This is a genomic window from Weissella oryzae SG25, assembly GCF_000691805.2.
In the GTDB taxonomy this organism is placed as follows: Bacteria; Bacillota; Bacilli; order Lactobacillales; family Lactobacillaceae; genus Weissella; species Weissella oryzae.
The window spans coordinates 190,420-215,185 of the sequence record NZ_DF820484.1; the positions used below are offsets into that span (position 1 = coordinate 190,420).

At 39.0% G+C, this 24,766-nt stretch carries 28 protein-coding genes; 6 read left to right on the top strand and 22 right to left on the bottom strand.

What is annotated here, in order from left to right; genetic code table 11:
• Positions 1–47 precede the first annotated feature (47 nt).
• The 3 genes from TT13_RS01015 to TT13_RS01025 all read right to left on the bottom strand — a co-directional run bounded on the left by TT13_RS01015 (position 48) and on the right by TT13_RS01025 (position 2,579).
• Positions 48–1,166, bottom strand: coding sequence for an AI-2E family transporter (locus TT13_RS01015; RefSeq protein WP_027698247.1), 1,119 nt, complete (start codon positions 1,164–1,166; stop codon positions 48–50).
• Positions 1,167–1,401: 235 nt separating this feature from the next.
• Positions 1,402–1,683 carry an acylphosphatase gene (locus TT13_RS01020; RefSeq protein WP_045476286.1) on the bottom strand — a complete coding sequence of 94 codons (282 nt, stop codon included), beginning with the start codon at positions 1,681–1,683 and terminating at the stop codon, positions 1,402–1,404.
• Positions 1,684–1,775: 92 nt separating this feature from the next.
• Complete coding sequence (locus TT13_RS01025; RefSeq protein WP_027698249.1) at positions 1,776–2,579, bottom strand: transporter substrate-binding domain-containing protein; 804 nt, start codon at positions 2,577–2,579, stop codon at positions 1,776–1,778.
• 436 nt (positions 2,580–3,015) lie between these two features.
• Between TT13_RS01025 and TT13_RS01030 the strand changes: the two genes are divergently transcribed.
• Positions 3,016–3,717 (top strand): amino acid ABC transporter permease, encoded by a 702-nt coding sequence (locus TT13_RS01030; protein ID WP_027698250.1) that lies wholly within the window; start codon positions 3,016–3,018, stop codon positions 3,715–3,717.
• 6 nt (positions 3,718–3,723) lie between these two features.
• Positions 3,724–4,464 (top strand): amino acid ABC transporter ATP-binding protein, encoded by a 741-nt coding sequence (locus TT13_RS01035; protein WP_027698251.1) that lies wholly within the window; start codon positions 3,724–3,726, stop codon positions 4,462–4,464.
• A gap of 37 nt (positions 4,465–4,501) precedes the next feature.
• On the opposite strand, the gene TT13_RS01040 is transcribed toward TT13_RS01035, so the two are convergent.
• The 8 genes from TT13_RS01040 to TT13_RS01075 form a co-directional block, all read right to left on the bottom strand.
• Positions 4,502–5,272 (bottom strand): ABC transporter permease, encoded by a 771-nt coding sequence (locus tag TT13_RS01040; RefSeq protein ID WP_027698252.1) that lies wholly within the window; start codon positions 5,270–5,272, stop codon positions 4,502–4,504.
• Positions 5,262–5,912, bottom strand: a complete 651-nt coding sequence (locus TT13_RS01045; RefSeq protein WP_027698253.1) for an ABC transporter ATP-binding protein — start codon at positions 5,910–5,912, stop codon at positions 5,262–5,264. Before TT13_RS01045 ends, TT13_RS01040 begins: the two co-directional genes overlap by 11 nt.
• Before the next feature lie 5 nt (positions 5,913–5,917).
• A complete protein-coding gene (locus TT13_RS01050; RefSeq protein WP_027698254.1) occupies positions 5,918–6,496 on the bottom strand; it encodes a TetR/AcrR family transcriptional regulator in 579 nt (192 codons plus the stop codon).
• Positions 6,497–6,530: 34 nt separating this feature from the next.
• On the bottom strand, positions 6,531–7,052 hold the full coding sequence (locus TT13_RS01055) for a GNAT family N-acetyltransferase (RefSeq protein WP_082816154.1): 522 nt from the start codon (positions 7,050–7,052) through the stop codon (positions 6,531–6,533).
• A 279-nt stretch (positions 7,053–7,331) separates the two neighbouring features.
• On the bottom strand, positions 7,332–8,516 hold the full coding sequence (locus TT13_RS01060; protein ID WP_027698256.1) for an iron-containing alcohol dehydrogenase: 1,185 nt from the start codon (positions 8,514–8,516) through the stop codon (positions 7,332–7,334).
• 234 nt (positions 8,517–8,750) lie between these two features.
• Positions 8,751–9,881: an ABC transporter permease gene (locus tag TT13_RS01065; protein WP_027698257.1), complete on the bottom strand. Its 1,131-nt coding sequence runs from the start codon at positions 9,879–9,881 to the stop codon at positions 8,751–8,753.
• Complete coding sequence (locus tag TT13_RS01070; RefSeq protein WP_027698258.1) at positions 9,881–10,603, bottom strand: ABC transporter ATP-binding protein; 723 nt, start codon at positions 10,601–10,603, stop codon at positions 9,881–9,883. The genes TT13_RS01065 and TT13_RS01070 overlap by 1 nt, the downstream gene beginning before the upstream one ends.
• 81 nt (positions 10,604–10,684) lie before the next feature.
• Complete coding sequence (locus TT13_RS01075) at positions 10,685–11,329, bottom strand: TetR/AcrR family transcriptional regulator (RefSeq protein WP_045476289.1); 645 nt, start codon at positions 11,327–11,329, stop codon at positions 10,685–10,687.
• A gap of 172 nt (positions 11,330–11,501) precedes the next feature.
• Between TT13_RS01075 and rlmD the strand changes: the two genes are divergently transcribed.
• Positions 11,502–12,950, top strand: a complete 1,449-nt coding sequence (gene rlmD / locus TT13_RS01080) for a 23S rRNA (uracil(1939)-C(5))-methyltransferase RlmD (protein ID WP_045476292.1) — start codon at positions 11,502–11,504, stop codon at positions 12,948–12,950.
• Between the two features lie 55 nt (positions 12,951–13,005).
• Here rlmD and TT13_RS01085 read toward each other — a convergent pair whose 3' ends face one another.
• Entirely contained in the window at positions 13,006–13,890 is an 885-nt protein-coding gene (locus tag TT13_RS01085; RefSeq protein ID WP_027698261.1) for a phosphate ABC transporter substrate-binding protein, read from the bottom strand.
• A 206-nt stretch (positions 13,891–14,096) separates the two neighbouring features.
• The gene (locus TT13_RS01090; RefSeq protein ID WP_027698262.1) at positions 14,097–14,633 is read right to left on the bottom strand and encodes a GNAT family N-acetyltransferase; all 537 of its coding nucleotides are present in this window, start codon (positions 14,631–14,633) and stop codon (positions 14,097–14,099) included.
• Between the two features lie 164 nt (positions 14,634–14,797).
• On the opposite strand from TT13_RS01090, the gene guaA reads away from it, so the two are divergent.
• Positions 14,798–16,351, top strand: a complete 1,554-nt coding sequence (gene guaA, locus TT13_RS01095; protein ID WP_027698263.1) for a glutamine-hydrolyzing GMP synthase — start codon at positions 14,798–14,800, stop codon at positions 16,349–16,351.
• 195 nt (positions 16,352–16,546) lie between these two features.
• Here guaA and TT13_RS01100 read toward each other — a convergent pair whose 3' ends face one another.
• The 9 genes from TT13_RS01100 to TT13_RS01140 form a co-directional block, all read right to left on the bottom strand.
• Positions 16,547–17,176 carry a hypothetical protein gene (locus TT13_RS01100; RefSeq protein ID WP_027698264.1) on the bottom strand — a complete coding sequence of 210 codons (630 nt, stop codon included), beginning with the start codon at positions 17,174–17,176 and terminating at the stop codon, positions 16,547–16,549.
• A gap of 130 nt (positions 17,177–17,306) precedes the next feature.
• Complete coding sequence (locus TT13_RS01105) at positions 17,307–17,678, bottom strand: DUF4176 domain-containing protein (protein WP_045476295.1); 372 nt, start codon at positions 17,676–17,678, stop codon at positions 17,307–17,309.
• Positions 17,668–18,351 (bottom strand): hypothetical protein, encoded by a 684-nt coding sequence (locus tag TT13_RS01110; protein ID WP_027698265.1) that lies wholly within the window; start codon positions 18,349–18,351, stop codon positions 17,668–17,670. Before TT13_RS01110 ends, TT13_RS01105 begins: the two co-directional genes overlap by 11 nt.
• A 95-nt stretch (positions 18,352–18,446) precedes the next feature.
• Positions 18,447–19,127, bottom strand: coding sequence for a hypothetical protein (locus TT13_RS01115; protein WP_027698266.1), 681 nt, complete (start codon positions 19,125–19,127; stop codon positions 18,447–18,449).
• A 1-nt stretch (position 19,128) separates the two neighbouring features.
• The gene (locus tag TT13_RS01120; RefSeq protein WP_082816155.1) at positions 19,129–20,412 is read right to left on the bottom strand and encodes a T7SS effector LXG polymorphic toxin; all 1,284 of its coding nucleotides are present in this window, start codon (positions 20,410–20,412) and stop codon (positions 19,129–19,131) included.
• Entirely contained in the window at positions 20,403–20,768 is a 366-nt protein-coding gene (locus TT13_RS01125; RefSeq protein ID WP_027698268.1) for a hypothetical protein, read from the bottom strand. The genes TT13_RS01120 and TT13_RS01125 overlap by 10 nt, the downstream gene beginning before the upstream one ends.
• A 6-nt stretch (positions 20,769–20,774) precedes the next feature.
• Positions 20,775–21,038, bottom strand: coding sequence for a hypothetical protein (locus tag TT13_RS01130; RefSeq protein WP_027698269.1), 264 nt, complete (start codon positions 21,036–21,038; stop codon positions 20,775–20,777).
• A gap of 58 nt (positions 21,039–21,096) precedes the next feature.
• Positions 21,097–21,387: a WXG100 family type VII secretion target gene (locus TT13_RS01135; protein ID WP_027698270.1), complete on the bottom strand. Its 291-nt coding sequence runs from the start codon at positions 21,385–21,387 to the stop codon at positions 21,097–21,099.
• Between the two features lie 194 nt (positions 21,388–21,581).
• Entirely contained in the window at positions 21,582–22,511 is a 930-nt protein-coding gene (locus TT13_RS01140; protein ID WP_027698271.1) for an NADP-dependent oxidoreductase, read from the bottom strand.
• Positions 22,512–22,756: 245 nt separating this feature from the next.
• On the opposite strand from TT13_RS01140, the gene TT13_RS01145 reads away from it, so the two are divergent.
• Positions 22,757–23,857 carry a M20/M25/M40 family metallo-hydrolase gene (locus TT13_RS01145; protein ID WP_190279596.1) on the top strand — a complete coding sequence of 367 codons (1,101 nt, stop codon included), beginning with the start codon at positions 22,757–22,759 and terminating at the stop codon, positions 23,855–23,857.
• Positions 23,858–24,013: 156 nt separating this feature from the next.
• Positions 24,014–24,766: an ABC transporter ATP-binding protein gene (locus TT13_RS01150; protein WP_027698272.1), complete on the top strand. Its 753-nt coding sequence runs from the start codon at positions 24,014–24,016 to the stop codon at positions 24,764–24,766.

Consider the following 24,766-nt stretch of genomic DNA (forward strand, 5'->3'; position numbering starts at 1 on the left):
CAAAAAACACCTAGCATCTAAGATGCTAGGTGTTTTTTTCTTGCATTTTAACTTTGTTTAACATCCTGATCAGATAAATGCCATAATTCCCAAGCATAAACCGCCAGTGTCCGCACGATAGCATACATTGGAATTGCTAAAATCATTCCACCAATTCCGGCAATATTTCCAGCCGCCAACAAAATAATAATAATGGTTAATGGATGAATCTTTAACGAAGCGCCCATTATTCGTGGGTACAACAAATTCCCATCAACTTGTTGCACAATGATTACAACTACAATTGTCCAAACTACCTGCCAAGGGCCTTGGAAAGCTGCCACAAAAATTGCTGGCACAATCCCAATATAAGGACCAACATAGGGAATCAAATTAGTAATTCCAGCGATTACCCCTAACAAGAGTGCATATTTTTGACCAATCATTAAATAACCAATAGTCGTAAAGAAACCAACGAAGGCCATTTCAATTACTTGCCCTGTAATATATTGTGAAATCGTCTTGTTTAAACGACCAAAAATATCGGCCACATTGTCCCGCCGCTGCGCTGGGAAAAAACGTTGAATTGAAGGCACTAGCTTATTACCATCATTAAGCATATAAAAAGTCATAACTGGTACTGTTACAGCGGTAATCGTAATCGTTGTCATTGTACCAATCAAAGTTGCCAATGAATTGGCGGCACCTTGGACCATATCCCCAGTAAAACTTGAAAACTGCTTTTGCAAATCATTAATATGATCTTTTAATCCAAAATCACGAACCCAAGGCCAACGGCTAGCATCCTCAATTAATTTTTGAAGATGCTGCATCAAATAAGGGATTGTCTCCAGTAACCGAGAAACCTGCGTAATTAAATTAGGAATCAAAACAATAAATGCCATAACTAAAATTACTAAAAAGATTACCAAAACAATCAAGACGGCCAATAAATGCGGTATACGCAACCGCTTACCAAGCTTTATTTTCTTTAGTAATCGAACAAAGGGTAACAACAAATAGGTTAAAAAGCCCGATATTATTACTGGAATAAAAATTGATGAAAAGAATTTTCCAATTGGTTCTAATATAAAATTCATCTGGCTAACCACGATAACCAGGACCGCTAGCGCTAACAGCTCCAAGGTCCAGAACAGGATTTTTGAATCCTGGACTTTTTTTAGCATAATTTCACTCCACTTCTCGCAAATAATCTAAATTCATTATAACAGACCTGATTAAACGTTGATATATAAGCAAATGAATTTATTCACAAGTGTATTAGGTTTTACCTTACCGGTAACGGTTGTAACACGAACAATATTTCCTTAAAAAAACTACCTTAGTTTGCCTAAAGTAGTTTCTTACAGAACTTATCCACAACACTGTGGATAAGTCTAAAAAGTTTGTGAAATTAGCCGATCAATGCGTTTCAAACCTAGTTAATTGCGGATTAACTGCCACAATCTTTTGTTGCACTGCGTCTACTCTGCCATAGGGTGCTGGTTGTCGGTGGGTTAAAAAGTCGATGAAATCAGCCAAAACCGTTTCTTCACCTTGGGCTAAAGCCAAGACCGAACCATCTGCTTGATTCGTTGCACTACCTACTAGCCCTAACCGTTTGGCTTCTAGCTTAACGAAATATCTGAACCCAACGCCCTGCACACGCCCGGTAACTTGTACTTGAATTGCTTGAATTGTCATTGCTACAACACCACCTTTGTTGGATTTTGACCTAAGTATAACAAAAAACACCATAGCCTATTAATTAATGGCTACGGTGTTAAAACGTTAATTTACTTTTCTTTTGATAAATCACTACCGAAGTACTTAATTGATAACTTCTTAAGTGTACCGTCCTTTTGCAAGGCCTTTTGCGCTTTCGTAATCTTCTTAGCTAGCGCTGAATTATCTTTACGCAACATTGGCGCTGCACCAGATTTTGGTAGCACCTTTGAAGCATCAATCGCAACTAAATCAGTCTTAGGATTAGCCTTCTTGTAAACACCCCATGAATCAGCAGAATTAAAGGTACCGGCTGCTTTACCAGATTCTACTAAGTCCAATGATTCTGTAAAGCCAGGTGAAGCAATAATATCTGCACCTAACTTTTGTGCGGTCACTCCGTAATTTGATGAAGTTGACTGTGCTAACTTTTCTCCCTTAACTTTAGCTGGATCCTTTAAGGTTGAGCCCTTCTTAACAATCAATACACCCTTCGTGTATAGATATTGACTACCAAAGCTATAATTTTTTTGACGTTGTGGGTTAATCCCCATGTCATTATAAATTACATCAAATTTATTGGCATCCAAACCTGCTGGCAAAGAGTCAAACTTAGTCTCTACAAATTTCACTTTTAAATGTAATTTCTTAGCTACTTGGGTTGCAACATCAACGTCATAACCAGTTAGTTTACCATTCTTTCCAACATAGGAAAAAGGACTATAAGTTCCTTCAAGTCCAACGGTCAAAGTACCTTTTGTCTTTAATTCGCTTGATTGTTGCTTATCAGCAAAGACAGTCTTGCTAACCAAAAGGCCTGAACCAACTAATCCTAGTGCAACTGCGGCAATTGTAATTTTCTTAAAAGTATTCATCTTCTCTGCTCCATTTTATATCTTAGTACAAATTATAAGTCTAAATTCATGAATACTAAGTCAACATCGCTTGTAAATTTTAGGATTAGTAATTACACACCATAACCATTTGAACATCCTCCGTCTATTTCTGAGCGTAGTTTACATGAAACTTACCTACTTGTCAAAAATACTAATTTTTAAAAAGTTTATCCCTAAATCGCTTGCATGTTCCGTGCAAAAACACTACAATCACATTAAGTTAATTCTTTAGGAGCAAACAAATGGTACACAATAATTATAATCTAGGATATTGTGTTAGCCTAACGCGTTTTTGGCGTTAGGTCGTTTTGGTGCTGATTAATCACTATTCGATACTTTCTACAATCACGCGTTAGGCTTGTTTTCAAACCTTAACGCGTTTTCTTTTGGTCTTTTTACAGGAGCTAGTAAATATATGTTTTCTTTTATCGCAGAGTATGCCCCGCAATTAATCGTTGCTGGAATTAAATACACCATTCCCCTTGCCCTTATTTCATTTGTCTTTGCGGTTCTTATCGCAACCATTGTTGCCGTATTGCGGTCTTATCGTCCACATAGCCAAGGCTTCCAACTACTTATCTGGAAAGCAATCAAGTTTTTAGCATGGTTTTACGTCTGGCTTTTTCGTTCAACGCCCATGCTAGTCCAACTCTTTGTCGTCTTTTACGGCCTACCAAAACTTGGTATTAGTTGGTTATCACCATCTGCTTGGGCTTCAGCAATTTGGGTCTTATCATTGAATACCGGTGCTTATGCTTCTGAAGCAATTCGAGCAGCCATCTCATCAATTCCCGATACCCAGCGAGAAGCAGCGGCAGCTTTAGGTATGACCGATTTGCAAATTTTCATGCGTATTATTTTGCCACAAGCTGCCCGCATCTCAATTCCAACCCTAGCAAATTCATTTATTTCTTTAGTCAAAGATACATCTTTGGCTTCAGTTGTTACCTTGGTAGAGATGTTCTATCTATCACAACAACTAGCAGCAGTTAGCTACGACACCTTACCAATGTATAGTCTAGTCGCCGCTTTATACGCACTTTTTGTCACAATTTTGTCAATTCCTCAACGCTATATCCAACGTTGGGCCGATCGTTTTATAAAGGCGGAGGGGTAATTTATTATGCTCAAACTTGAAAATATTAACAAACAATACGTTGAACATCGTGCACTTGAAAACATCAATGTAACCTTCCAATCAGATCAAACAACCGTTATCGTCGGCCCATCTGGCTCAGGTAAGTCAACATTACTACGGTCGTTAAATCTCCTCGAGCAACCTGATAGTGGAATCTATACTCTCGACAACCAAGTTATCGATTTTAGCCAACCAATCACAACGCAAACGTTGTTATGGACTCGGCGCCAAACTGGGATGGTTTTCCAACAACCACGCATGTTTGATCATCTAAGCGTGCTTAAAAACATCACAGAGGCACCGATTCAAGTGTTAAAGGAACCCAAGGCCACCGCACAAGCGGAAGCCTTAAAACTCTTAGCTGCGGTTGGTCTAGCTGATACTGCCAATCGTTATCCCTACCAACTTTCAGGTGGTCAAACACAGCGGGTTGCAATTGCCCGCGCCCTAGCAATGAAACCTAAGTATCTTTTGTTAGATGAACCAACCAGTGCTCTTGACCCTGAACTCGAAGCACAAATTTTGCATATACTCAATCAAATTGCTAAGACTGACCAAACGATGATAATCGTCACCCATAATATGGACTTTGCCCGTGCCGCAGCTGATCGAATCTTATTTTTAGAAGACGGCCAAATTCAATTCGATGGTACACCCACTGATTTCTTTGACCACCCAACAGCCCGTATTGAGCATTTCTTAAATGCCTATAAATTTACCGATTAAAAAAGGCACCGCATTCTTTGCGGTGTCTTTTCTTACTTTATGATTCCTTTGGTAACTGCAATTGCCAGTGCTGGTTGAAAAATTTCTTATACGCCATGTATGACGCCCAGACAGAAGCAATCCCCGTCGCTGCTAATAACATAAACACAACCATAATTTGATACTTAATCGCCTTAATTGGGTCGACACCTGCCATAATTAATCCTGACATCATTCCCGGTAAGGACACAAGTCCATATGTACGAACTGAATCAATCGTTGGCTGCATGCCAATGCGGATAGCTTCACGGAAAATATCGCCCGCTGCTAATTTGGGGTTGGCGCCTAAAGCTAACCGTTCAAAAACCTGATCAGCTTGATCCTTAAATTGTTGCTTCAAACTGCGGAACACTAGGCCAATCGCCGCCATTGAATTTCCAGCAATCATTCCAGTTACTGGAATCATTTGGTAAGGTACCATCTTTAAAACGCCAGTTAGCAATAAAATTCCCATTGTCAAAAAGGTTGATAACATTAAGCCACCTAAGGCAATCCAAAAAGCACCATCGATTCCTTGGCCTCTTTTCTTACCATTGTAGGCAGCATTCACAACAATAAATAATTGCATCAAAAGCGTTACGATAAAGTTATCTACCTTGAAAATTATCATTAAAAGATAACCGACAGCTATTAATTGAATAACTGCTCTAATAACAGAAACAATTGTATCTTTTTCCAACTTTAGTTTTTGCTTATAACTGATTGCCAGTGAAATCAACACTAGTACAAAAGCCAAAGCTAATGAAGAGTTGCTCACATTAACATTCATTGCTCATTACCCCCCGACCATCTTCAATTCGCAGACAATGTTTTGCTTGGGCAATCTCTTCCGTATCATGCGTTACCGATAAAATAATGCTTTGCTCGCGCTCATGTAATTGGCGTAACACATGCCAAATCGCCGTTTTAGTTTCCTCGTCTAATCCTGTAGAAATTTCATCAAGCAATAAAACTTTTGGTGGAAATAACAAATTTCGTAACAACCCAACCCGTTGCCTTTGTCCGCCTGAAAGTTCACTAATTTCACGATTCAACATCGCCTTTGGTAAATCCATCTCAAGTAAACCGGCTTCTTGCTTGGCAACATCTGGCTGTAGATTACGAATCAAAAATGGTAAATCCAAATTATCTCGTACCGTTTGCCCAAACAAGCGGGCTGACTGAGTTACGTATGATACATTTTGTCGATAATCACTGATGGCATAGCTATCTTGTGGCTTACCATCTAACAGTATCGCTCCTTCACTCAAGTCAATCAGCCCAGCTATGGCTTTTAACATAATTGTCTTACCATTACCAGATTTACCAACTACGGTTAGCCAATCTGGCGATTTCAACGTAAAAGACAAATCCCTAAATAACCAATTTTCAAACCGCATCCCCAATTTATCTACTACTAATTCTGTCACAATTCCTACTCCCCATCTAAAGTCAAATCTTGTTTAACAATCGGTAACAACTCCAACCAAGTTGACTCAAACAACGTCTGTAAAAGGCTGTCATCCCATTTATCAGCAAAAAAAGGATGATAGAAATAAGTCAAAGTTTGCATAATCGTCAGACCCCGTTGCCGCCGAAAAGTATTCCAAGCCATAATAGTTTCAACTGCTTTAGCAAAATCCATAAGCCGTGCTGGAATAAGCTGTCCCTCTTGTGCTAAACGATTCTCATAGTAGTTCATAAGTTCATGATTGTCTTGATAGGCCTTACGACGGCGCAAAACTAATTCCCACAACCAATCATGGAGTGCTTGTATCCGTTCAACTTCCGGATAACGTACCGCATTTTTGAGCAATGGCTGATCAACTGTATCGAGCCAGCTCTGATTAACAGATTTAAAAAGATCATCTTTATCTGAAAAATGCTTATAAAGCGCTGCCGAAGTAATCGAAAGTTCGCGCGCAACATCAGCGAGACGTGCTTTCTCAAATCCCTTCTCAGCTAATACACGGCGCGCCGCTAAAAATATATCTTGTTCACTTACTTTAACCATTTTCCCTCACTCTCTTATATATCGTCTCTCCCACTTAATTAATCACTGACATTTCTTCTATAGCGCGGTTAAAACGAAGCTTTCCATGAACATTCTTTAAAGCTCCCGTAATTAACTCTTTAATCATTAGCAAATCATTTTGCATTGTTTTCTGCGTAGCAATTCCATAATTTTCCGCTGGTGCGTAACCAAAATTGAGATAAGAATCTGCTTGACTCAAAACACCAATATAAGTATAACCTGCTGCGCATGCACGCATCTCTAAGGCTTTAATTAAACGCTGGCCAACTTTTTCCTCAGCTACGTTGTCACTAACCGTAATTGAAGCAAGCACAGTTCCATCATCTTGATTTCCCTCTACCTGTGCAGTACACAGCATAGCATGACCAATTATTCGCTCATCCTCAACAGCAATAATTTCTAATTGACAATTATAGTCACCTTGTTGGCGCAATTTTTCGACCAATAACTCACCAGAGTCATTAGTTTTATATGTACCCACAATTAAATCATGAATTGATTGATAATCATCCCGCTTCACTATTCTTATTAACATTATTTAACCTCAGCTAAATCCCCAAAATGTCAAAATCGTTTGCTAAACCATTTCAAAACAATAATTACTTATCCAATTCTCAAAAAAATAAGTCTCTGAAAATTATAACGCTAAATAAATCTCAACTTATTTGTTATCATTTTAACAGATATTTACCAATCACTGAACCAACATAGCTATAACTATCCTATTTATTATCATAACTGTCTTTGTTTCACGTGAAACAAAAAAAGCTAAACCTCAGCCATGAACTTTGCCGAGGTATAGCTATTTTATATTTTATTCAAAACCTTCAGTTGTCATTGAAGCCTCAAAGAGTTCCACAACGTCAGCTGGTGTGAGTTTCTTATATGCAACTTTATCCAAATTACCAACTGCAACAGCTGATTCTGCCATTGCTTGGAAATTACTGTTATCAGGAATATTAACATCTTGCAAAACAGTTGGCACATCTAAGCTCTTAACCCAATCATAGGTTGCTTGGATTGCTTGCTTGGCTGCAAGCATGTCATCATCTTCGTGAATATCCCAAACATTACGGGCAAGTTTTGCAAATTTTGCCTGTGAGGTTTCATCCAAGACCTGCTTCATCCAACGTGGAGTCAAAATACCTAGACCAACACCGTGTGTAATATCATAGTAAGCAGACAATTCGTGCTCAATTGGGTGCACAGTCCAACCATTCTCATTACCAGAACTTACAAGTCCGTTCAAAGCAGTTGTAGATGTGAACATCAAGGCACCACGCGCATTATAATCATCTGGATGTGCAAGGGCAATTGGTGCATTCGCAATTACTGTCCGCATCAATCCTTCAATCATGTTATCCGTTACTGGCGTATAAGCACGATCAAAGTATTGCTCAGTCAAATGTGAGAAGATATCGATTGAACCGGCAGCTGTTTGCCACTTAGAAACAGTCAAAGTATTGGCAGGGTCAAGGAAAGAAACGGCGGGAGTATTTGGTCCCATCGTTCCTAACTTCTTATTCTCCGCCATGTTTGAGATAACAGAACCTTTGTTCATCTCTGTACCAGTTGCAGATAGAGTTAAAATATCAACCAACGGTACTTGACCAATTGTTTGGCGCTTAGCTGAATCTTCAACTAAATCCCAAGGATCGCCATCATAGAACTTGGCTGAACCAATCACCTTGGCAGCGTCAATAACTGAACCACCACCAATGGCAAGGATAACGTCGATATCATGTTGCTTGGCTAATTCTTGACCGGCACGCACGCTTTCAATCTTAGGGTTAGGCTCAACACCTGCTAATTCGATAACGTCCATTCCTGCCAAAAGGCGCATAACTTGGTCATACAAACCAGAGCGCTTAATTGAACCACCACCATAGACAAACAAAACCTTATTACCAAAACCGGTAATTACGTCACGTAATTGATCCTCAATTAAATTGCGACCAAAACGCAAATCTGTTGTATTTTGAAATGTAAAATCATTCATTTCTTGCATTTTAATTCGTCCTCTTTTCAGTTTACATACTTATATTATATAACTTATCTAAAGTTAGCACAATTAATAATCATTATATTAAAATTTTCATCTACATTTGTCTTGAACGTAATACTAACTGAATGGCCTGCTAAATAAAAATCGCAAACAATTGTTAAATTGCTTGCGATAATCGACTATCGAATTTATTATTGTTTTTTTAACTGAACCTAGCTGACGCTAAGTTTACACTTTACGATAACGGCGTAAACCAACAATATTAATCAAAGTTAGTATGATTAAGAACAATATTAATACTAGAAGGTCAGGCAAAATTTGTCCAAAATTAACTCCCCGCATCACAATATTGGTTAAAGCATCCCCGGCGTATTTCATCGGTAGGATTGCCGCCACCCATTGAACCCAGCTAGCCATTGTATCCAATGGAATCATACCGGAAAAGAAAACTTGCGGCACAATAATCAAAGGAATAAATTGCATCATCTGGAATTCCGAGCGGGCAAAGGTCGACATTAGAATACCAAACGCCAACGCAACCAAAGCTAGGACAATATTAACTAGTAATACTAAGCCTAATGAGCCTAAGACTTCAACCTTTAAAATCCAGACGGTATAGATAACTATTAATAGGGTTTGTAAAATTGCCAAGATTCCATAGGCAATCATATAGCCCAAAACAATATCGGCGCGCCTAACTGGCGTTGCTAGCAGACGGTCTAGAGTGCCAGAGGTCCGCTCGCGTAATAGGGCCATGCCAGAAATCAAGAAAACAAAGAAGAAAACGAAGAAGCCCATCAAAATTGGTATTATCTTTGCAAAGAAAGTTGTATTAGCATCCCCATAGACATATTTTGTATAAATTTTGCTTGCCTGTGCCTGTGTTGCTGGCGCTAGATTGGCTTTTGCGCCCGGCATTTGGGCCGTTAACGTTGCTAACTTTGCTGATAAATCAGTAATGTGTTCTTTGAGTGTATCAACCCCGTTCTTACTGATTGCCCCTTGCAGGGCCGCCTTAGCTAAATTAGTCTTACCAGCATCAACATTAGCATTTGTTACATATAAGTCACCATTTTTTTCATGGATAATTGTATCAACTTTATCATCATGTAAAGCCTTATCGGCCGCTTTTGTCGAGGCAAATTTTTCAACGTCAATGTGCTTGGTTGTCTGCAAACTTTTCTTAAGCGGTTGACTAACATTTACCGTTGCCACCCGTGCAGTTGTTGAATCATTAACTGAGAACACATAATTCATCAAGGTTAAAACCAGTAGTGGTGCAATAAACATTAAGGCCAATGTTCGTTTGTCACGAACAAGCTCTAAAGTCACCCGCCGAGCAATCGCAAATATTCGCATTAGATTTCACCCTCTGCTTTCAAAAAGACATCCTCAATTGAATCAACCTCATATTCGGCCTTCAAAGCACTTGGGCGATCATTGGCAATTAATTTCCCACCCAATAATAATGCGACCCGGTCGGTCAATTCAGCTTCATCCATCACATGAGTTGTTACCAAAATCGCCCGGCCAGCGTCCTTCAAACGGGCTAATTCAGCCCAAATTTGTCGCCGTAAAGCCGGATCAATGCCAACCGTTGGTTCATCCAAAACCAATAATTCGGGATTGCCTAAAAGCGCAATTGCTAAGGATAATCGACGCTTCATCCCACCAGAAAAGCTCTCCACTTTAGTATTCAAATCAGCTGTTAAACTAACAACCGCCGCTACGCGCTGAATTTCATCAACTAGTTGGCTTGGCTTGCTCCCCTTCATTTGACCGAAGAATTTCAAGTTTTCGGCAGCCGTTAATTGTTCATATAAGGCATCTGACTGTGCCATATACCCGATTTTACCAAGTAACAACCTTTGAGGCATTTGTTGATTAAACACATTTGCCTTACCCGCATCGCTAACTTCCATTCCCAACATAATTTTAATAATTGTTGACTTTCCTGAACCAGATGGGCCAATCAAACCGACAATTTCGCCGAAGTGTACCTGAAAGGATACATCCGTCAAAACCTGTTTTTTACTAAAGCTCTTTACAATATGTGTTAAATCAATAACTGCTTCTGTCATTTGGTAAATCCTTCCTTTTCAGAAAGTGAGCACTCACTCACTTGATATGAATATCATAAAGCTAGCTAAATTACTTGTCAATTATTTCTTTAAGGCACGAATTAATAGCGTATTTACCAACTCGATTTCTTCATCAATTGACCGCAAATTAATACCAGCGATTAACTTACCAAAATAACCAATTGCCATACCAAATAAAAGTTGGAAAATAATATCAATTGGTAAATCCACCATAATCCCAGCTGTCTGCATTCTTTTAATTTCAACAATGGCACTTTTATTCAATTGGTTTTTTAGAAATTCGATTAGCTCACTTTTAAACGCTTCATTGGCTAAAACCTGACCAAATAATAATTTTAGTTCTTGAAAATTATTACTAATGAAATATAAACGGTCAGTAACAATGGCTTTGATAAATTGCTCAACTGAAAGGTATTCATCGTTAAAATTTTCATCAATAAATTCATCAGCAACCGTCATTAACGTCCCTTGAAATAAAGGCGATAAAACCGCCATTAAGAGCCCTTGTTTATTATTAAAATGTTTGTAGACCGAACCAGATGCAACCCCTGCTTCGGCAGCAATTTGAGCGGTCGTCGTAGCTTCAAAGCCTTGCGCAGCAAATAATTTTAAGGCAGCACGTAAGACTGCTTTTTGACGGTCTGTCAAATCAGTCATTTTTGCCAAAGTCTGTTCATAGATTGTTTTTATATCTTGCTCTGCCATAGTTAGCCTCCTAATTAGCAATTTAGTGAGTATGCACTCATTGTATCATCAATTCGCCCAGTCTTAGCGCTAGATAGTTTATTAACTAGCTTTCTATTTAGAACTAGTATAAAGTAACCTAGTAGATTAATTAAAAAGGAGCTGAGACTCAGTCTCAATTGTAGAACGCACTATGTATGATAATCAGAAATCAAATCGTCCTAAAAAGAATTACGTTCCACGTGGAACAAATAAAAGTCGGCCACAAACTACCCATGCAGGTGTCCAAGTCGCCCTTGGTGATAAGTTACTTATCACCATCAAGCGCCTTGGTATTAATGGGGAAGGTATTGGCTATTATAAACACAAGATTACTTTTATTCCCGGTGCCTTACCTGATGAAGTTGTAGATGTTACCGTCACAAACGTTACTGAAAAGTATATTGAAGCTGAGGTCAACAAGATTAAGAAAACCTCACCTAACCGGATTACGCCAGTTGATAATCAAACAGTTGGTGGAGTTGAACTAGCCCATCTAGCCTATCCTGAACAATTAAAATTCAAAACTGATTTAATTCGCCAGGCGCTTGAAAAGTATCAACCACGTGGCTTCCAAGATTACGAACTTCGACCTACGATTGGCATGACCAATCCCTCTGGTTATCGAAACAAAGCGCAGTTCCCAGTACGGGTCGTCAATGGTAAGTTGCGTGTTGGTATGTACCGACGCCAATCACACGAATTAATTGATCTTCCTGCTATTTCGACGCAAAACCCAGTGACCTTGAAGGTCGTTCGGACTGTCCGCGATATTTTAGCTGAATTTGGCACATCAATCTATGATGAAAAGCGCAACCGCGGCTTAGTTAAAACGCTAATTGCGCGGGTTAGTGCCTCAACTGGGGCCGTCCAACTAACACTGGTTACCAGCCAAGTTGACTTCCCGGAAATTGATGACCTGATTCAGGCAATCATGGCCGCCTTGCCAGAAGTTAGTTCGATTAGTCAAAACATCAATCCTGATAGTTCATCACTGATTTGGGGTGACGATACTAAGGTGCTCTGGGGTGATGAGTATATTACTGAAGACATCAACGGTAAGACCTTCAAGCTTTCACCACGAGCTTTCCTACAGCTTAACCCAGAGCAAACGGAACGCCTCTATCAAGAAGCAATTACTGCCTTAGACCTAACTCACGCAGATAAGTTAATCGATGCTTATTCTGGGGTTGGTACAATTGGTATTTCGCTTGCTGAACATGCTGGTGCCGTGCGTGGTATGGATACCATCGCAGAATCAATTGATGATGCCAATGAAAATGCCATTGATAATGGTGTTACCAATGCTGAATACTTTGTTGGCGCAGCTGAGAATCTAATTCCGCGTTGGTCACGTGAAGGTTGGATTGCGGACGCCTTGGTTGTTGATCCACCAAGAACTGGCCTGGACAAAACTTTACGTGAAACCATTTTGGCTACCAAACCGGAAAAGTTTGTTTATATCTCATGTAATCCGTCAACTTTGGCTCGCGATTTAGTTGATTTAAGTAAGCTTTATCGTGTTGACTATATTCAATCAATTGATATGTTCCCACAGACCGCCCGTTGGGAAGGCGTTGTTAAGTTAACTAAAATTAAATAATTAGTCATAAAAAATGCCCGCCAGGTTTTCCTTGGCGGGCGTTTTATTATGCGATTTACTTAAGCTTAGTTACTTTACCGCTTGAATCTTTTTCAACGTGCATTTGGCTAATTTGAATGTAACCTAACTTGCCTAGCAATTTCTTTTGAACTGCTGGAGATTTCATATACTTAATAAATGCTGCTGTGTTCTTATCGGGCTGGCTAGTTGTATACATGTGCTCGTACGCCCAAATTTTCCACTTATTAGTGGTTACATTAGCCGTATTTGGCTTCACTTTATCAATTGATAATGACTTTAACCCAGCAGCGGCACTCCCCTTAGTGTAAGAAAAGGCCAAGTAAGAAATTGCTCCAGGGGTCTGCGCAACAATCTTTTGCACTGCTCCATTTTGATCTTGCGACTGAGCCTGTGCTTCATTCTTGCCTTGCATAACTGCTTGGTCAAAAGTAACCCGTGTCCCTGAGCCATCAGCTCGTGTAATTAGCACAATTTTTTGATTTTGACCACCAACCTGCTTCCAGTTTGTGATTTTACCAGTGAAAATTGCTTGTAATTGACTCGCCTTCAAATTATTAACTTTAACATCACGATTAACGACTGGAGCAATTCCAACAACTGCAACTTTGTTGTCCTTTAATTTACTACTATCAACTCCGGCCTTTTGCTCGGCAAAAATATCTGAATTACCAATGGTCACGCCACCTGAGCCAACCTGACTCAAACCGGCACCTGAACCCCCACCTTGTACATTTACTGTTACGCCAGTTTTAGTTGCTTGAAAGCTAGTACCCGCCTGTTCAGCCAAAGGTTGTAGGGCAGTTGAACCAACTGCCAGCACCTCAGTTGATGCATTAACAGCTGGTGCTACTAAGGTAAAGGTTGTCCCGATGATTGTCGTCATTAAAATTCCACTTGCCAATGCCTGCTTGCCCAACATAATTTAACACTCCTAAGTAATAAGTCATAGTTGTGTAATTAGTTTGCCGGTTTATATAGTAGTAGTTGATTAATAGGATTATGTCCTTACCGCCGCCCTAATTACATTCTTTATCTTAAAACTCGAATGTAAAGCCTTAATGGGCCTTTGGTAAATATCCGGTAAACCATTGTAAAGTTTTATTTTACTCTGTAAATGTTCGTCAGTTATTCGGCCAACAATTGTTGATAAGCATAACGCTCGCCGTCAGCAAAATTAAAATGAATCATCCCTTGATAGGTAAAACCTGCCCGCTTAATTACTTTTTGCATAATCAAATTCCGTGGATAAGTATCAATTCGCACATCATGATAGCCTAAATTCTTTGCCTCAGTTAACAAATCTGCCATGAAGTTTTGGGCCAAACCTTGGCCCCGAACTTCATTACTAATTGCTACGCGATGAATGGCCAAAAAGTTTTGTTGGGTCACTTCTGCTGGCAGTTTTAACCATGTCCCTTCAGAAATAGCTGTGTAAACTTCATCTGGGCCAGGGATTAGGCTCGCGTAACCAACGACCTTATCATCAAAGCTTAAAACATAACCATACCCAGCTTGAATATCAGCTAGTAATTGTTCATAGCTTGGATTTTGCCCATTTTGCCATTGCGGTGACCCTTGCTCTGCTAAAAAGGCAACCGCGCGATCGATAATTTCTAAAACCACTTTTAAGTCATTTAATTCTGCAATTCTTGTTTTTAGCATGCTATACACTTCCAATCCTGGCTTTAAATTTACAGTAAAAATATAGATAGTATATCTATTGTAAGGTCATAATCCGAATATTTCAAAACAATCTTAGTAATTCTATTGAAAATATCCCCCTTTTCCCGTACAATAATAGACAATCATTTCCCAGGAGGGGCCTAATGGCAAACACAAACGAACACGAAAGTATTTTGGTTCTCGATTACGGTAGCCAATACAATCAGCTTATTACCCGGCGTATTCGCGAACTTGGTGTGTACTCTGAGCTTAAGCCAAACACACTAACTGCCCAAGAGATTAAAGCCCTTAATCCTAGTGGCTTAATTTTATCTGGTGGACCTAATTCAGTCTATGCTGATGGTGCACCTAGCATTGACCCTGCTATCTTCGAACTAAACATCCCAATTCTAGGTGTTTGTTATGGTATGCAGTTAATGGCCAATGTCCTTGAAGGTGGTGTCGTAGAGCCTGCAAATAACTCAGCTGAATATGGCCAGACTGAAATGAAGTTGGTCAAGTCAGACTCAGCTCTCTTCGCTGGTACACCCCTTGAACAAACTGTTTTGATGAGCCACGGTGATTATGTTGCCGAAGTTCCAAATGGTTTTAACGTTGTCGGTACCTCAGATGGAACTCCTGTTGCCGCAATGGAAGACGCACAACGTGGCTTCTATGGTATTCAATTCCATGCAGAAGTTCAACATACTGAATTTGGTAAGGAAATCCTCACTAATTTCGTTGATAAGATTGTCCATGCAAAGCGCGACTGGTCAATGGATGACTTCATTGATGAGCAAATCGCTGAAATTCGCGCTAAGGTTGGTAACAAGCGTGTACTCCTTGGTCTATCAGGTGGTGTTGATTCATCTGTTGTTGGGGTTTTGTTGCAACGTGCCATTGGTGATCAACTAACTTCAATCTTTGTGGACCACGGTCTATTACGTAAGAATGAAGCTGATGAAGTCATGGCTGCGCTTGGGGGCAAGTTTGGACTTAACATTATTAAGGTTGACGCCCAAGAGCGCTTCTTAAGCAAGTTAGCTGGGGTCAGTGACCCTGAGCAAAAGCGTAAAATCATCGGTAATGAATTTATTCAAGTTTTCGATGAAGAAGCATCAAAGCTCAATGGAATTGACTTCCTAGCACAAGGAACCCTTTATACCGATGTGATTGAGTCTGGTACTGATACTGCCCAAACAATCAAGTCACACCATAATGTTGGTGGCCTACCAGAGGACATGCAATTCCAACTAATTGAGCCTTTAAACACTTTGTTTAAGGATGAAGTTCGCCTACTTGGTGAGAAGTTAGGAATGCCACATGAACTTGTTTGGCGCCAACCATTCCCTGGACCAGGACTTGGTATTCGTGTCTTAGGTGACATTACCGAAGCTAAGTTAGCGATTGTCCGCGATTCTGATGCAATCTTGCGTGAAGAAATTGCTAAGCATGGTCTTGATGGTGAAGTTTGGCAATACTTTACGGTGCTAACTGGTGTCCGTTCAGTTGGGGTTATGGGTGATGGTCGTACTTACGACTATACTTTGGCTATTCGTGCTATCACTTCAGTTGATGGTATGACTGCTGATTTCGCTAAACTACCATGGGATATTTTGGAAGAGATTTCACGACGAATTGTTAATGAAGTCGACAAGATTAACCGCGTAGTCTACGATATTACAGCTAAGCCACCTGCAACAATTGAGTGGGAATAAATAATAGTTAAATGAACCCCCTAAGTTGGAGTAAATCCAACTTAGGGGGTTTTAGTGTGTTCTTATATGGAAATGTATTTGTTGATTTTGAAAAATGTTTTTATTCTGACAGTAAAGAGTCTGCATATAATTATAAATAAAGTTAAAGATGCCCCTACGGTCAATACTTTAAATCCATTACTCAACTTCCTTTACTTAACTATTAATTCTAATTTTATTCCCGGTTTCAGCCAATTTTTTTATATCAGGATAAAAATCAAATAATGCAGGTATTAAATAAAAACCAAAAAATGGAATCATAAAAATTTGAAAATTTGGTGTGGATATTAAAGTTAACGAAAAAAATATGAGTGCGATGCCACGCCCAATTAAATTACTACTCTGCAATGAGATCTTGATGTTTGGAATATAATCTTTGATCAATTCATTCTTTTCAGTCGCCTTTTTCCTACACACCATTTGAAACATCAGATACAATACAATACCTAGTAGTAGTAATAATATTTTGATCCCATGAATTTTCATAATAATTACTAAATTCAAAGCATTCGATGTTAAAATCGTTGCCAATATCATTGCAAGGCTCACCCTTAAACCGCTGCTACTTTTATTTGGCTCTCTTTTGCATAAATACAACGATGCTTGCTCTTCACTAATTTTTTGTGCCGGTCTATTCAATTGTATAAACGGTAGTATATTCAAGAATCCGTACCATGGATCAAATACCTTATATAGCAGATACTCCCCCCTTTCAGTGTAAGCTATTTGGAATAGTTTATAACCATTTTTAACTTCAAATATTTCAACCTGTTTGCTTGTTACCATCAGTAGTTGCTTCTTTTATTAGTAATTTGTACGTTCTATTAAGTTAAGTGAACCCCTAGAGTCAGGAAATACTTTCCACCTCTAGGGGTTTCACTTTATAAATTTTTTTCAATCAATAATATTGTTACTGTTAAAATCCATAAGGATTGTTATTTGGTTTAATATTTTTGTTATCAGCCTCATTCGGGGATTCAACACTTAATTTTGGCAATTCTTGATTTGCCATTAAATCATCATAATTATCGGCAAATATTTGTTCATCCGCGTTAATGAAGCCAAAATATTGAACGGACTCAACATTCTCACGGTTGAAAAACATAAATTCATTTATATCAGTAACACCATTAGGATAATTAACAGCTGCATAGTCAAAATATCCAGTAACACCCTCAACCTCTGAAATTGCAGCTCGGCTGACAATCATAAGTAAACTACCGTCACCATCTTTAACGGTTACAACACTCCCTAATGGCAATAACATTTCTAATTCTTCATTTTCCATTTCTTTTCTCCTGTTCTAATTCTTTAGTCCATTTCTTTTCAAATTTAACCATAATAATCGTTCTAATTATCCCCTCGAAAAGCATGAAAAAAACTGTAAACCACAGTACTCCTAGTATAATAAGCATCCCAATTATGTTAGCAATTGTATTAATATCTGAAGTCAATAAATAATATACTAAAGGAATTATTAACAATAAAGAACCAATAGCACTACCTGTAACCAAATACGGCGGAAAACTATCTCCTGTAAGATTTTTCCTAAATGAAACATCAATCATTTCAGTGATATATTTGATTCGCACATCTAAACTTGGCTGTTCAATGTCATGTCCTAGTTTACTAAATAATTTTGATAAATATATATGAAATATTATTTCTAATATCATACCAATCACTATTGGCAATAATATGGTGTTTCTGTATCCAAATACATCTAAGATATTAAATTTATTGGTGTGATTCATTAATGAAAGCATTGGAATCATAAATAAGGGGCTGCTTAACGGTAATAAGCCCAATATTATATACACTAATCTTTCTGCTGCTTCCTTCGTTTCTATTCGGTCTTTCCAAATTAATTTTCGGTTACTAAGTGAATACTTGGCAACTAATTGCGTTCCACTCATACCATCAAGCATGCCATTATCAACTGGAAACACTAAATTAAACATGTTATTTATCTCCAGGCTTAAATTTTTTATCGATTACTGTAATGTTTCTTTATTTAGCTATAAAACCATCAACTACTTTTCCTCGTTCTAGTTCTTTAGCTATTATTTTTCTCCTGTTCTAATTCTTTTTGCCATTGTTTTTCAAATTTTAACATTACTATAAGCCTGGCGATCCCTTCAAAAAGCATGTAAGCTACCACAAACCACATTATAGATAGGGAAGCGAAAAACACTCCCGCATATAAAATACTAATCGCATCAGATAATATGAAATAATAAATTAATAGGATAGTTAATAACATAATACTAATAGCAAAACTCACTGCCACATAAGGTGGGAAATCATCTCCAGTCAGACTTTTCCTTGTTGAAGCATTAATTATTTCTGTAATATATTTTTTTCGAACAGCCAATATTGGCGGATCAATAGACGTCCCATGTTTATTAAACGATCTTACTAGATAGATATGAAAGAGGATTTCTAGAAAAATTCCAATTATAATAGGAATCAATATTGTGTTTCGATAACCTAATAAACTAACAACGTTTAATTCTTTAGTATGAAGCATTGCTGACGCAATTGGCACCATAAATAGTGGACCGGTCAACGGTAATAATCCCAGTACCAAAAAAGTAAGTTTTTCCGTCGCCTCTTTTGTATCTGTTCGATCTTTCCATATTAACTTCCGTTCAGTAACAGAATACTCGGCAACCAGCTGCGTCCCACTCATACCAGGACCCATTCCATTATCAACGGGAAATACCAAATTAAACATTCTACTTATCTCCAGGTTTTACATTTTTATCAATCACGTTAGTGTTTACTCGGTTCGCTAAGTAGCCGCCAACTAGGGATCCAAGCAATCCACCTACTACTGCCCCAATAGCAAAACCAGCTCCAGGAAATAGAATTCCTCCCACTATTGCCCCAACGTTTGTACCAATAGTTTTACCTGCTGCCGCTGCGGTAACGTTCACTGCTGTGTGGGCTGCCGTAAGCTCCGCCGTCTGTGTATTGGAGTATCCTTTTGCTTTTAGGTCGACAACATCACTACCGACATTGGCGACTGTTCCAACCCATCCAGCAATTTTAAACGGTTTACTCTTAACAAGATTGCCCCATTGTTTACCATATTTGGCAATTTTCAAATCATTATTAATTTGGCTATGCGTATACGATGGGAGCTTGCTCACCATTGTTTGTAGCCTCTTACTTTTTGCTAAACCAGAATATTTTAAAAGTCTAACATCTTTTGCTCGAGCTTTTGATAAGCCACTCCGGCCTTTATAAGCACCTCGCTTCCATTTACGTGCAATTTCAACACCACTAACGCCGACAGCACCATACTTAACACCCTTTTTATAAAGTTCCCCAGCCTCGTTAGTCTGTTTTACACCTTTTGCAGCCATTGTGTTCTCAAATCGCTTATATTTACCCGTTTTATTGTCCACTACTGAGCTGTTTAAAATATTCACACTTTTCATTGCAGCTCTCAATTCCCGCAAACTATTCTCAAATAGGCTCTGCGTTCCTTCTGAAAACTGATGTAGCTTTTTAAGCTTTTCCTCAATCTTCTTAATTTCAGCTTGATAACTATGTGCGACATTCTCCATTTGTTTAGCATGACTCTTAAACATATCAGTCCCCATATTCAGGACTGGCACATGTTCCACACTCTTAGCGGTTGCCTTATATACATTCGCCTGTGTCTTCGCTGCTTCCATTAGAGTCCGCTTAATTTGTCGCTCCATTAGCAGCGCATCTTCATCAAGTAAGGCTTCACCACCAACAATATGTTCTTGGGCCTCATATTTCTGTAAATCACGTTCCACATTATCCAATGCTTTTGCAACATTTTTGATAGCTGGAATTATTAAATCACTAAACAAACCTTTACCAGCCGTATATGCAGCCCCAGATAACTCATGCCCACCTACTGCATTGGTTAACTGCTGGCTACCTGAATTCAACTCCTGCACGACTTGTTTTCCTTGTCGCAAGCTCTTCCTTAAGTTACGCTTCATCCCATTAGAGTCCGAACTTATATACCTCAATCCCATGGTAAGGCCTGCCTCGCTTTCTCCAATTGGTCAATTTCATTTAAAGTTTGCTTCTTTGCTTGTTTAAAATATTGGCTGATTTGCTCATTCTGCTCGCGCACTAACCTAGCCACTTCGCTCGCTTTTCTTGCGTCCGCTTCAACTTGCTTATCTGCGTTAACGCCCCAACGCCGCTCACTATCATGTATTTCCCGCAAACTACCATAGGCACTGTTCAGTGTCGCATTAAAGCCATTCGTTGATTGTTCAAATGATTTCTGTTGCTGCTGAAAACTTTCAATATCAATCTCTTTACGCTTAATCTTTGCCTGATACTCTGCCCGTGCTTCCTGGCTCTTATCTTTTTTAACAACCATCCCCAATTACCTACCGAACTTAGCTGCTTCACTACTATCACGCGCTTCAATAATTCGCGCAATCTGGGGGAATTTATCTGCCTGCTTCTTTACACTACTTGTTAGTTTATTAATATCACCCATTAATTGATTACCAACTTTAGTCCCCGCCTGCATTCCCTTTAGGTTGCTCCCAGATAAACCAAAGCCCCCCAGGCTACCTTCTGCAATCCGTTGTAATCCACTAATTGATGAACTAGCGGCCCCCACATTTGATGCAATCTTCCCCATTTTCAAAACTCCTAACACAAAAAAGGAGACCCAAATAAGCCTCCAAAATTATTACTCTTTAGAACCCAAAACTCTTAGCATCTTGTTGATCACGCTCTTGAACCGTTTGCGCGTATTGATTCAACTGTTGATTAATATTCGATAACAATTCTTCAAACTGGTTAACTTGCTTTTCCAATTGTGCATATTGTTGCAAATATGACTGAAAAGCTTGTCCTTGCCATTCTGAAGCAATTTGGTCATTCATTGATTTAACTTGTTGCTTAGCCGCTTCAATTTGGTCGCGCGCTTGTGTATAGACCTTTGCTTGTTGAATCAATGTCTCTGGTGTTACTGAAATTTGTGCCATTATTTCCCCTCTTGTTTAAAAACCCATTCTCTACCGCTTGTTAAAAACATAACTAATTCACTTTAGTTATAATATCATGCAGTTTTATTTTATTCAATTGAAATACATAGAAAATGAATCAAACATTGAAAAACGAACTAATTATATTTTAAATAAAAAAGGACTGGTAAATTACCAGTCCTTTTTCACATAATTTAAACTAAACGAAGTACAACCTTACCGTGAACGTGGCGCCCTCTTTGTAAAGCAATTGCTGCTTGATAATCAGTAATATCAAATCGCGCTGCGATTGGTACTTGAAACTTCCCAGCAGCGATTGCAGTCAAAATCTCATTCATATCTGCCTTTGTTCCCTCAATACCACCAGTTAAGATAACATCATCAGGTACGGCCGGATAAGGCACGATTGTCGAAATTTGTCCCTGACCTAACCCCAAACTCTGAGCTAGCTCAACTACTTCTCGACCAAATAAATCAATCGCCTTATTAATGCCATTTGGTGCAACCTCCTGCAAACGTTCAGCTACGCCAGGCCCATACTCAAGTGGCTGAGCACCCAACATTTCAAGATAATCAAAAGTACTCTTTGCTGCGGTACCAATTACCTCAGCGCCTCTTAATCTAGCTAGTTGTACTGCAAAGGTACCAACACCGCCAGAAGCCCCTCCAACTAACAAACGATCACCAGCCTCCAGATTCACCGCATGCAAGGCTGCTGCCGCACTCATTCCAGCGACTGCAAGGGTAGAAGCTAATTCATCTGATATTTCATCCGGTGTATGGAACATTTCACGACTATTAATCCCGTTAATTATCATTTGCTCACGGGCAGAGCCCTTAACATTACCACCAAAAACCCGGTCACCTAACTTAAAATCGGTAACATTGGCACCAACTTCAGAGATTTCACCAGCAAAGTCATAGCCAAATGTTCCTGGCAAGCTAAGACCAAAATCCGTACGAGCTACGGTTTCATTTTCTGGAAGCAACCAATCCATTGGATTTAAACTAACTGCTTTAACATTTACACGAACTTCATCAGCTGCTAATGGTAAATCAACCGTTTCCCGCCATTCAAGCTGATCCGTTCCATTAAAAGCATCATACTGCAACGCCTTAGACATGTGTACCTCCTGAATATAGCCAAACTCGCCACTCTTATCTTCAAATGCTTAATGCTAAAAATTTAGCATTTCAACTACTATAGTGCTTTTTTAAAGATTGTCAACACTTTGCCTTGTGTTGTGTAAAAATATAAATTGCTGCGCTATTATTAAGCTTTAAGATGAACTTAAATCCTGTCTGCATTTCGTATAAATTCCAAGCTAAGCCAAGTAAGCTATATCAAATAATTCAAAGGACCCATGCCATGATGAAAAAAATCATCTCAGATGAGCAACAACTTAAAATATTAGCCGATATTGTTGCTATTAACACTGTTAATGCAAATGAAGCCAGCTTAGCAGCCTATTTCAGCAAATTTTTCCAACAATATAATATTAAAACCAAAGAAATTAAGACCAGCATCCCCGGTCGCAGTAACTTAGTTGCCGAAATTGGTAATGCTGGTCCGATTATTGGTTTTGCCGGTCGTATCCGTTTTATGCTGACTGTTAATGAAGAACAAGCACAGGCAGGGGCAAAGCAACTTAGCAAACTGGGTTACGCCGATGATTTATCCGCACTAGTCATTGCTGAACCAACTGGTGTTCGTATCGAGCACCTAGAGGCCTACCTCACTTCAGGTGGCGTAAACTTGACCAAGAGTTCAGTTACAGAGGTATTAGCTAATATTAGCGCGCAACAAAAGGAGCAACACTTTGCCCTCCATGCTCATAAGGGCTTCTTAGCCTACGATGTTTTGGCAAAAGGAAAAGCTGCACACTCGTCGACACCAGCAGCAGGTGTAGATGCAATTGCACAAATTGTAAACTATTATCAAGCTGAATCTGACTTATATGATAGCTTCACCCAAAGTAATCTCTTACTGGGTAAAACCATTCGAGGAGCAAATATTCTAAGAGGTGGTATTCAAGCTAATTCAATTGCTGGTGAGGCCAAACTATCCGAGCTTACACGGATTATTCCAGAGCTTCCAGCGCAAACCTTAGCTAATAAGCTAAATCAATTAGTTACCAATTTAAATCAACAAAATCCTAGTGCAGCATATCTAGAGCTATTGATTAAAGATATGGGTGCAGCAATGATTAGCCCTGCAGAAGCTAAAATTGTCTTAGCAGGACAAGATACAGCCAAAATCGCTTTCCCAAATGAAAGTACACTGCCTACTCTAAGTGCATCTATGGGTACTGACGCAAGCCGTTTTGCAGCAGCTAATCCAAATTTGACCGTATTAATCTTAGGACCTGGTAATGACACTGCTCACCAAGAAAATGAATATGTCGAAAAAGCTAGCTTTTTAAGTATGGCCGATTACTATTACACCCTTGCCTATAATTTTTTAACTTAAAACCCTCAAAAGCAGACCATTTGTGATAAATGATCTGTTTTTTATTATTCGCCTTACAAAGCTGTAAGTTTGCATTGCACTTTTTTCAGTTAATATAATTAAAGGAGTATCTACCATGTTTTTACAATCATCACTATCGGTTAGAGGGAAAATAAAATGCTATTAAAAGTAAACCATGTTAAAAAAATTTTCAAAACGAGTTTTTCAAAGGAAGAAACGATTGCTTTAGTCGATATTGATTTTTCAGTTGAGACCGGTGAATATGTCGCTATCATGGGAGAATCTGGATCTGGAAAGACAACGCTCTTGAACATCTTATCGACTTTAGAACAACCCACTCGGGGGCAAGTTACCCTTGCAGACCAAGAAATTACTCGATTAACAGATAAAGCCATGGCTGACTTCCGCAAAGACCATTTAGGCTTTGTTTTTCAAGACTTTAACCTTCTTGATACACTGTCAGTTCGTGACAATATCTACCTTCCCTTAGTCTTAAACAAAGTACCCTTATCTGTCATGCAAACACGTTTGGCAGAGCTTGCCCCACAATTAGGTCTCACTGATTTTCTAGATAAACAACCCTTTGAACTTTCTGGTGGTCAAAAACAAAAAGTTGCGATTGCACGTGCACTAATTAGCCAACCAGATTTAATCTTAGCTGATGAACCAACTGCTGCGCTGGATTTTAGAAATTCCGAAAATTTATTGCAGCTATTTGAACAAATCAATACAAATGGCCAGACAATTTTAATGGTTACACACTCAAGCCTAGTTGCTAGTCACGCCAAACGAGTTTTATTTATTAAGGATGGCATCTTATATCATCAGCTGTATCGTGGTAATAAAAATCCTCGCGAATTTGCCAAAGAAATTACGCTCTCACTAAACTCTTTCTTGGGGGGAATGTAA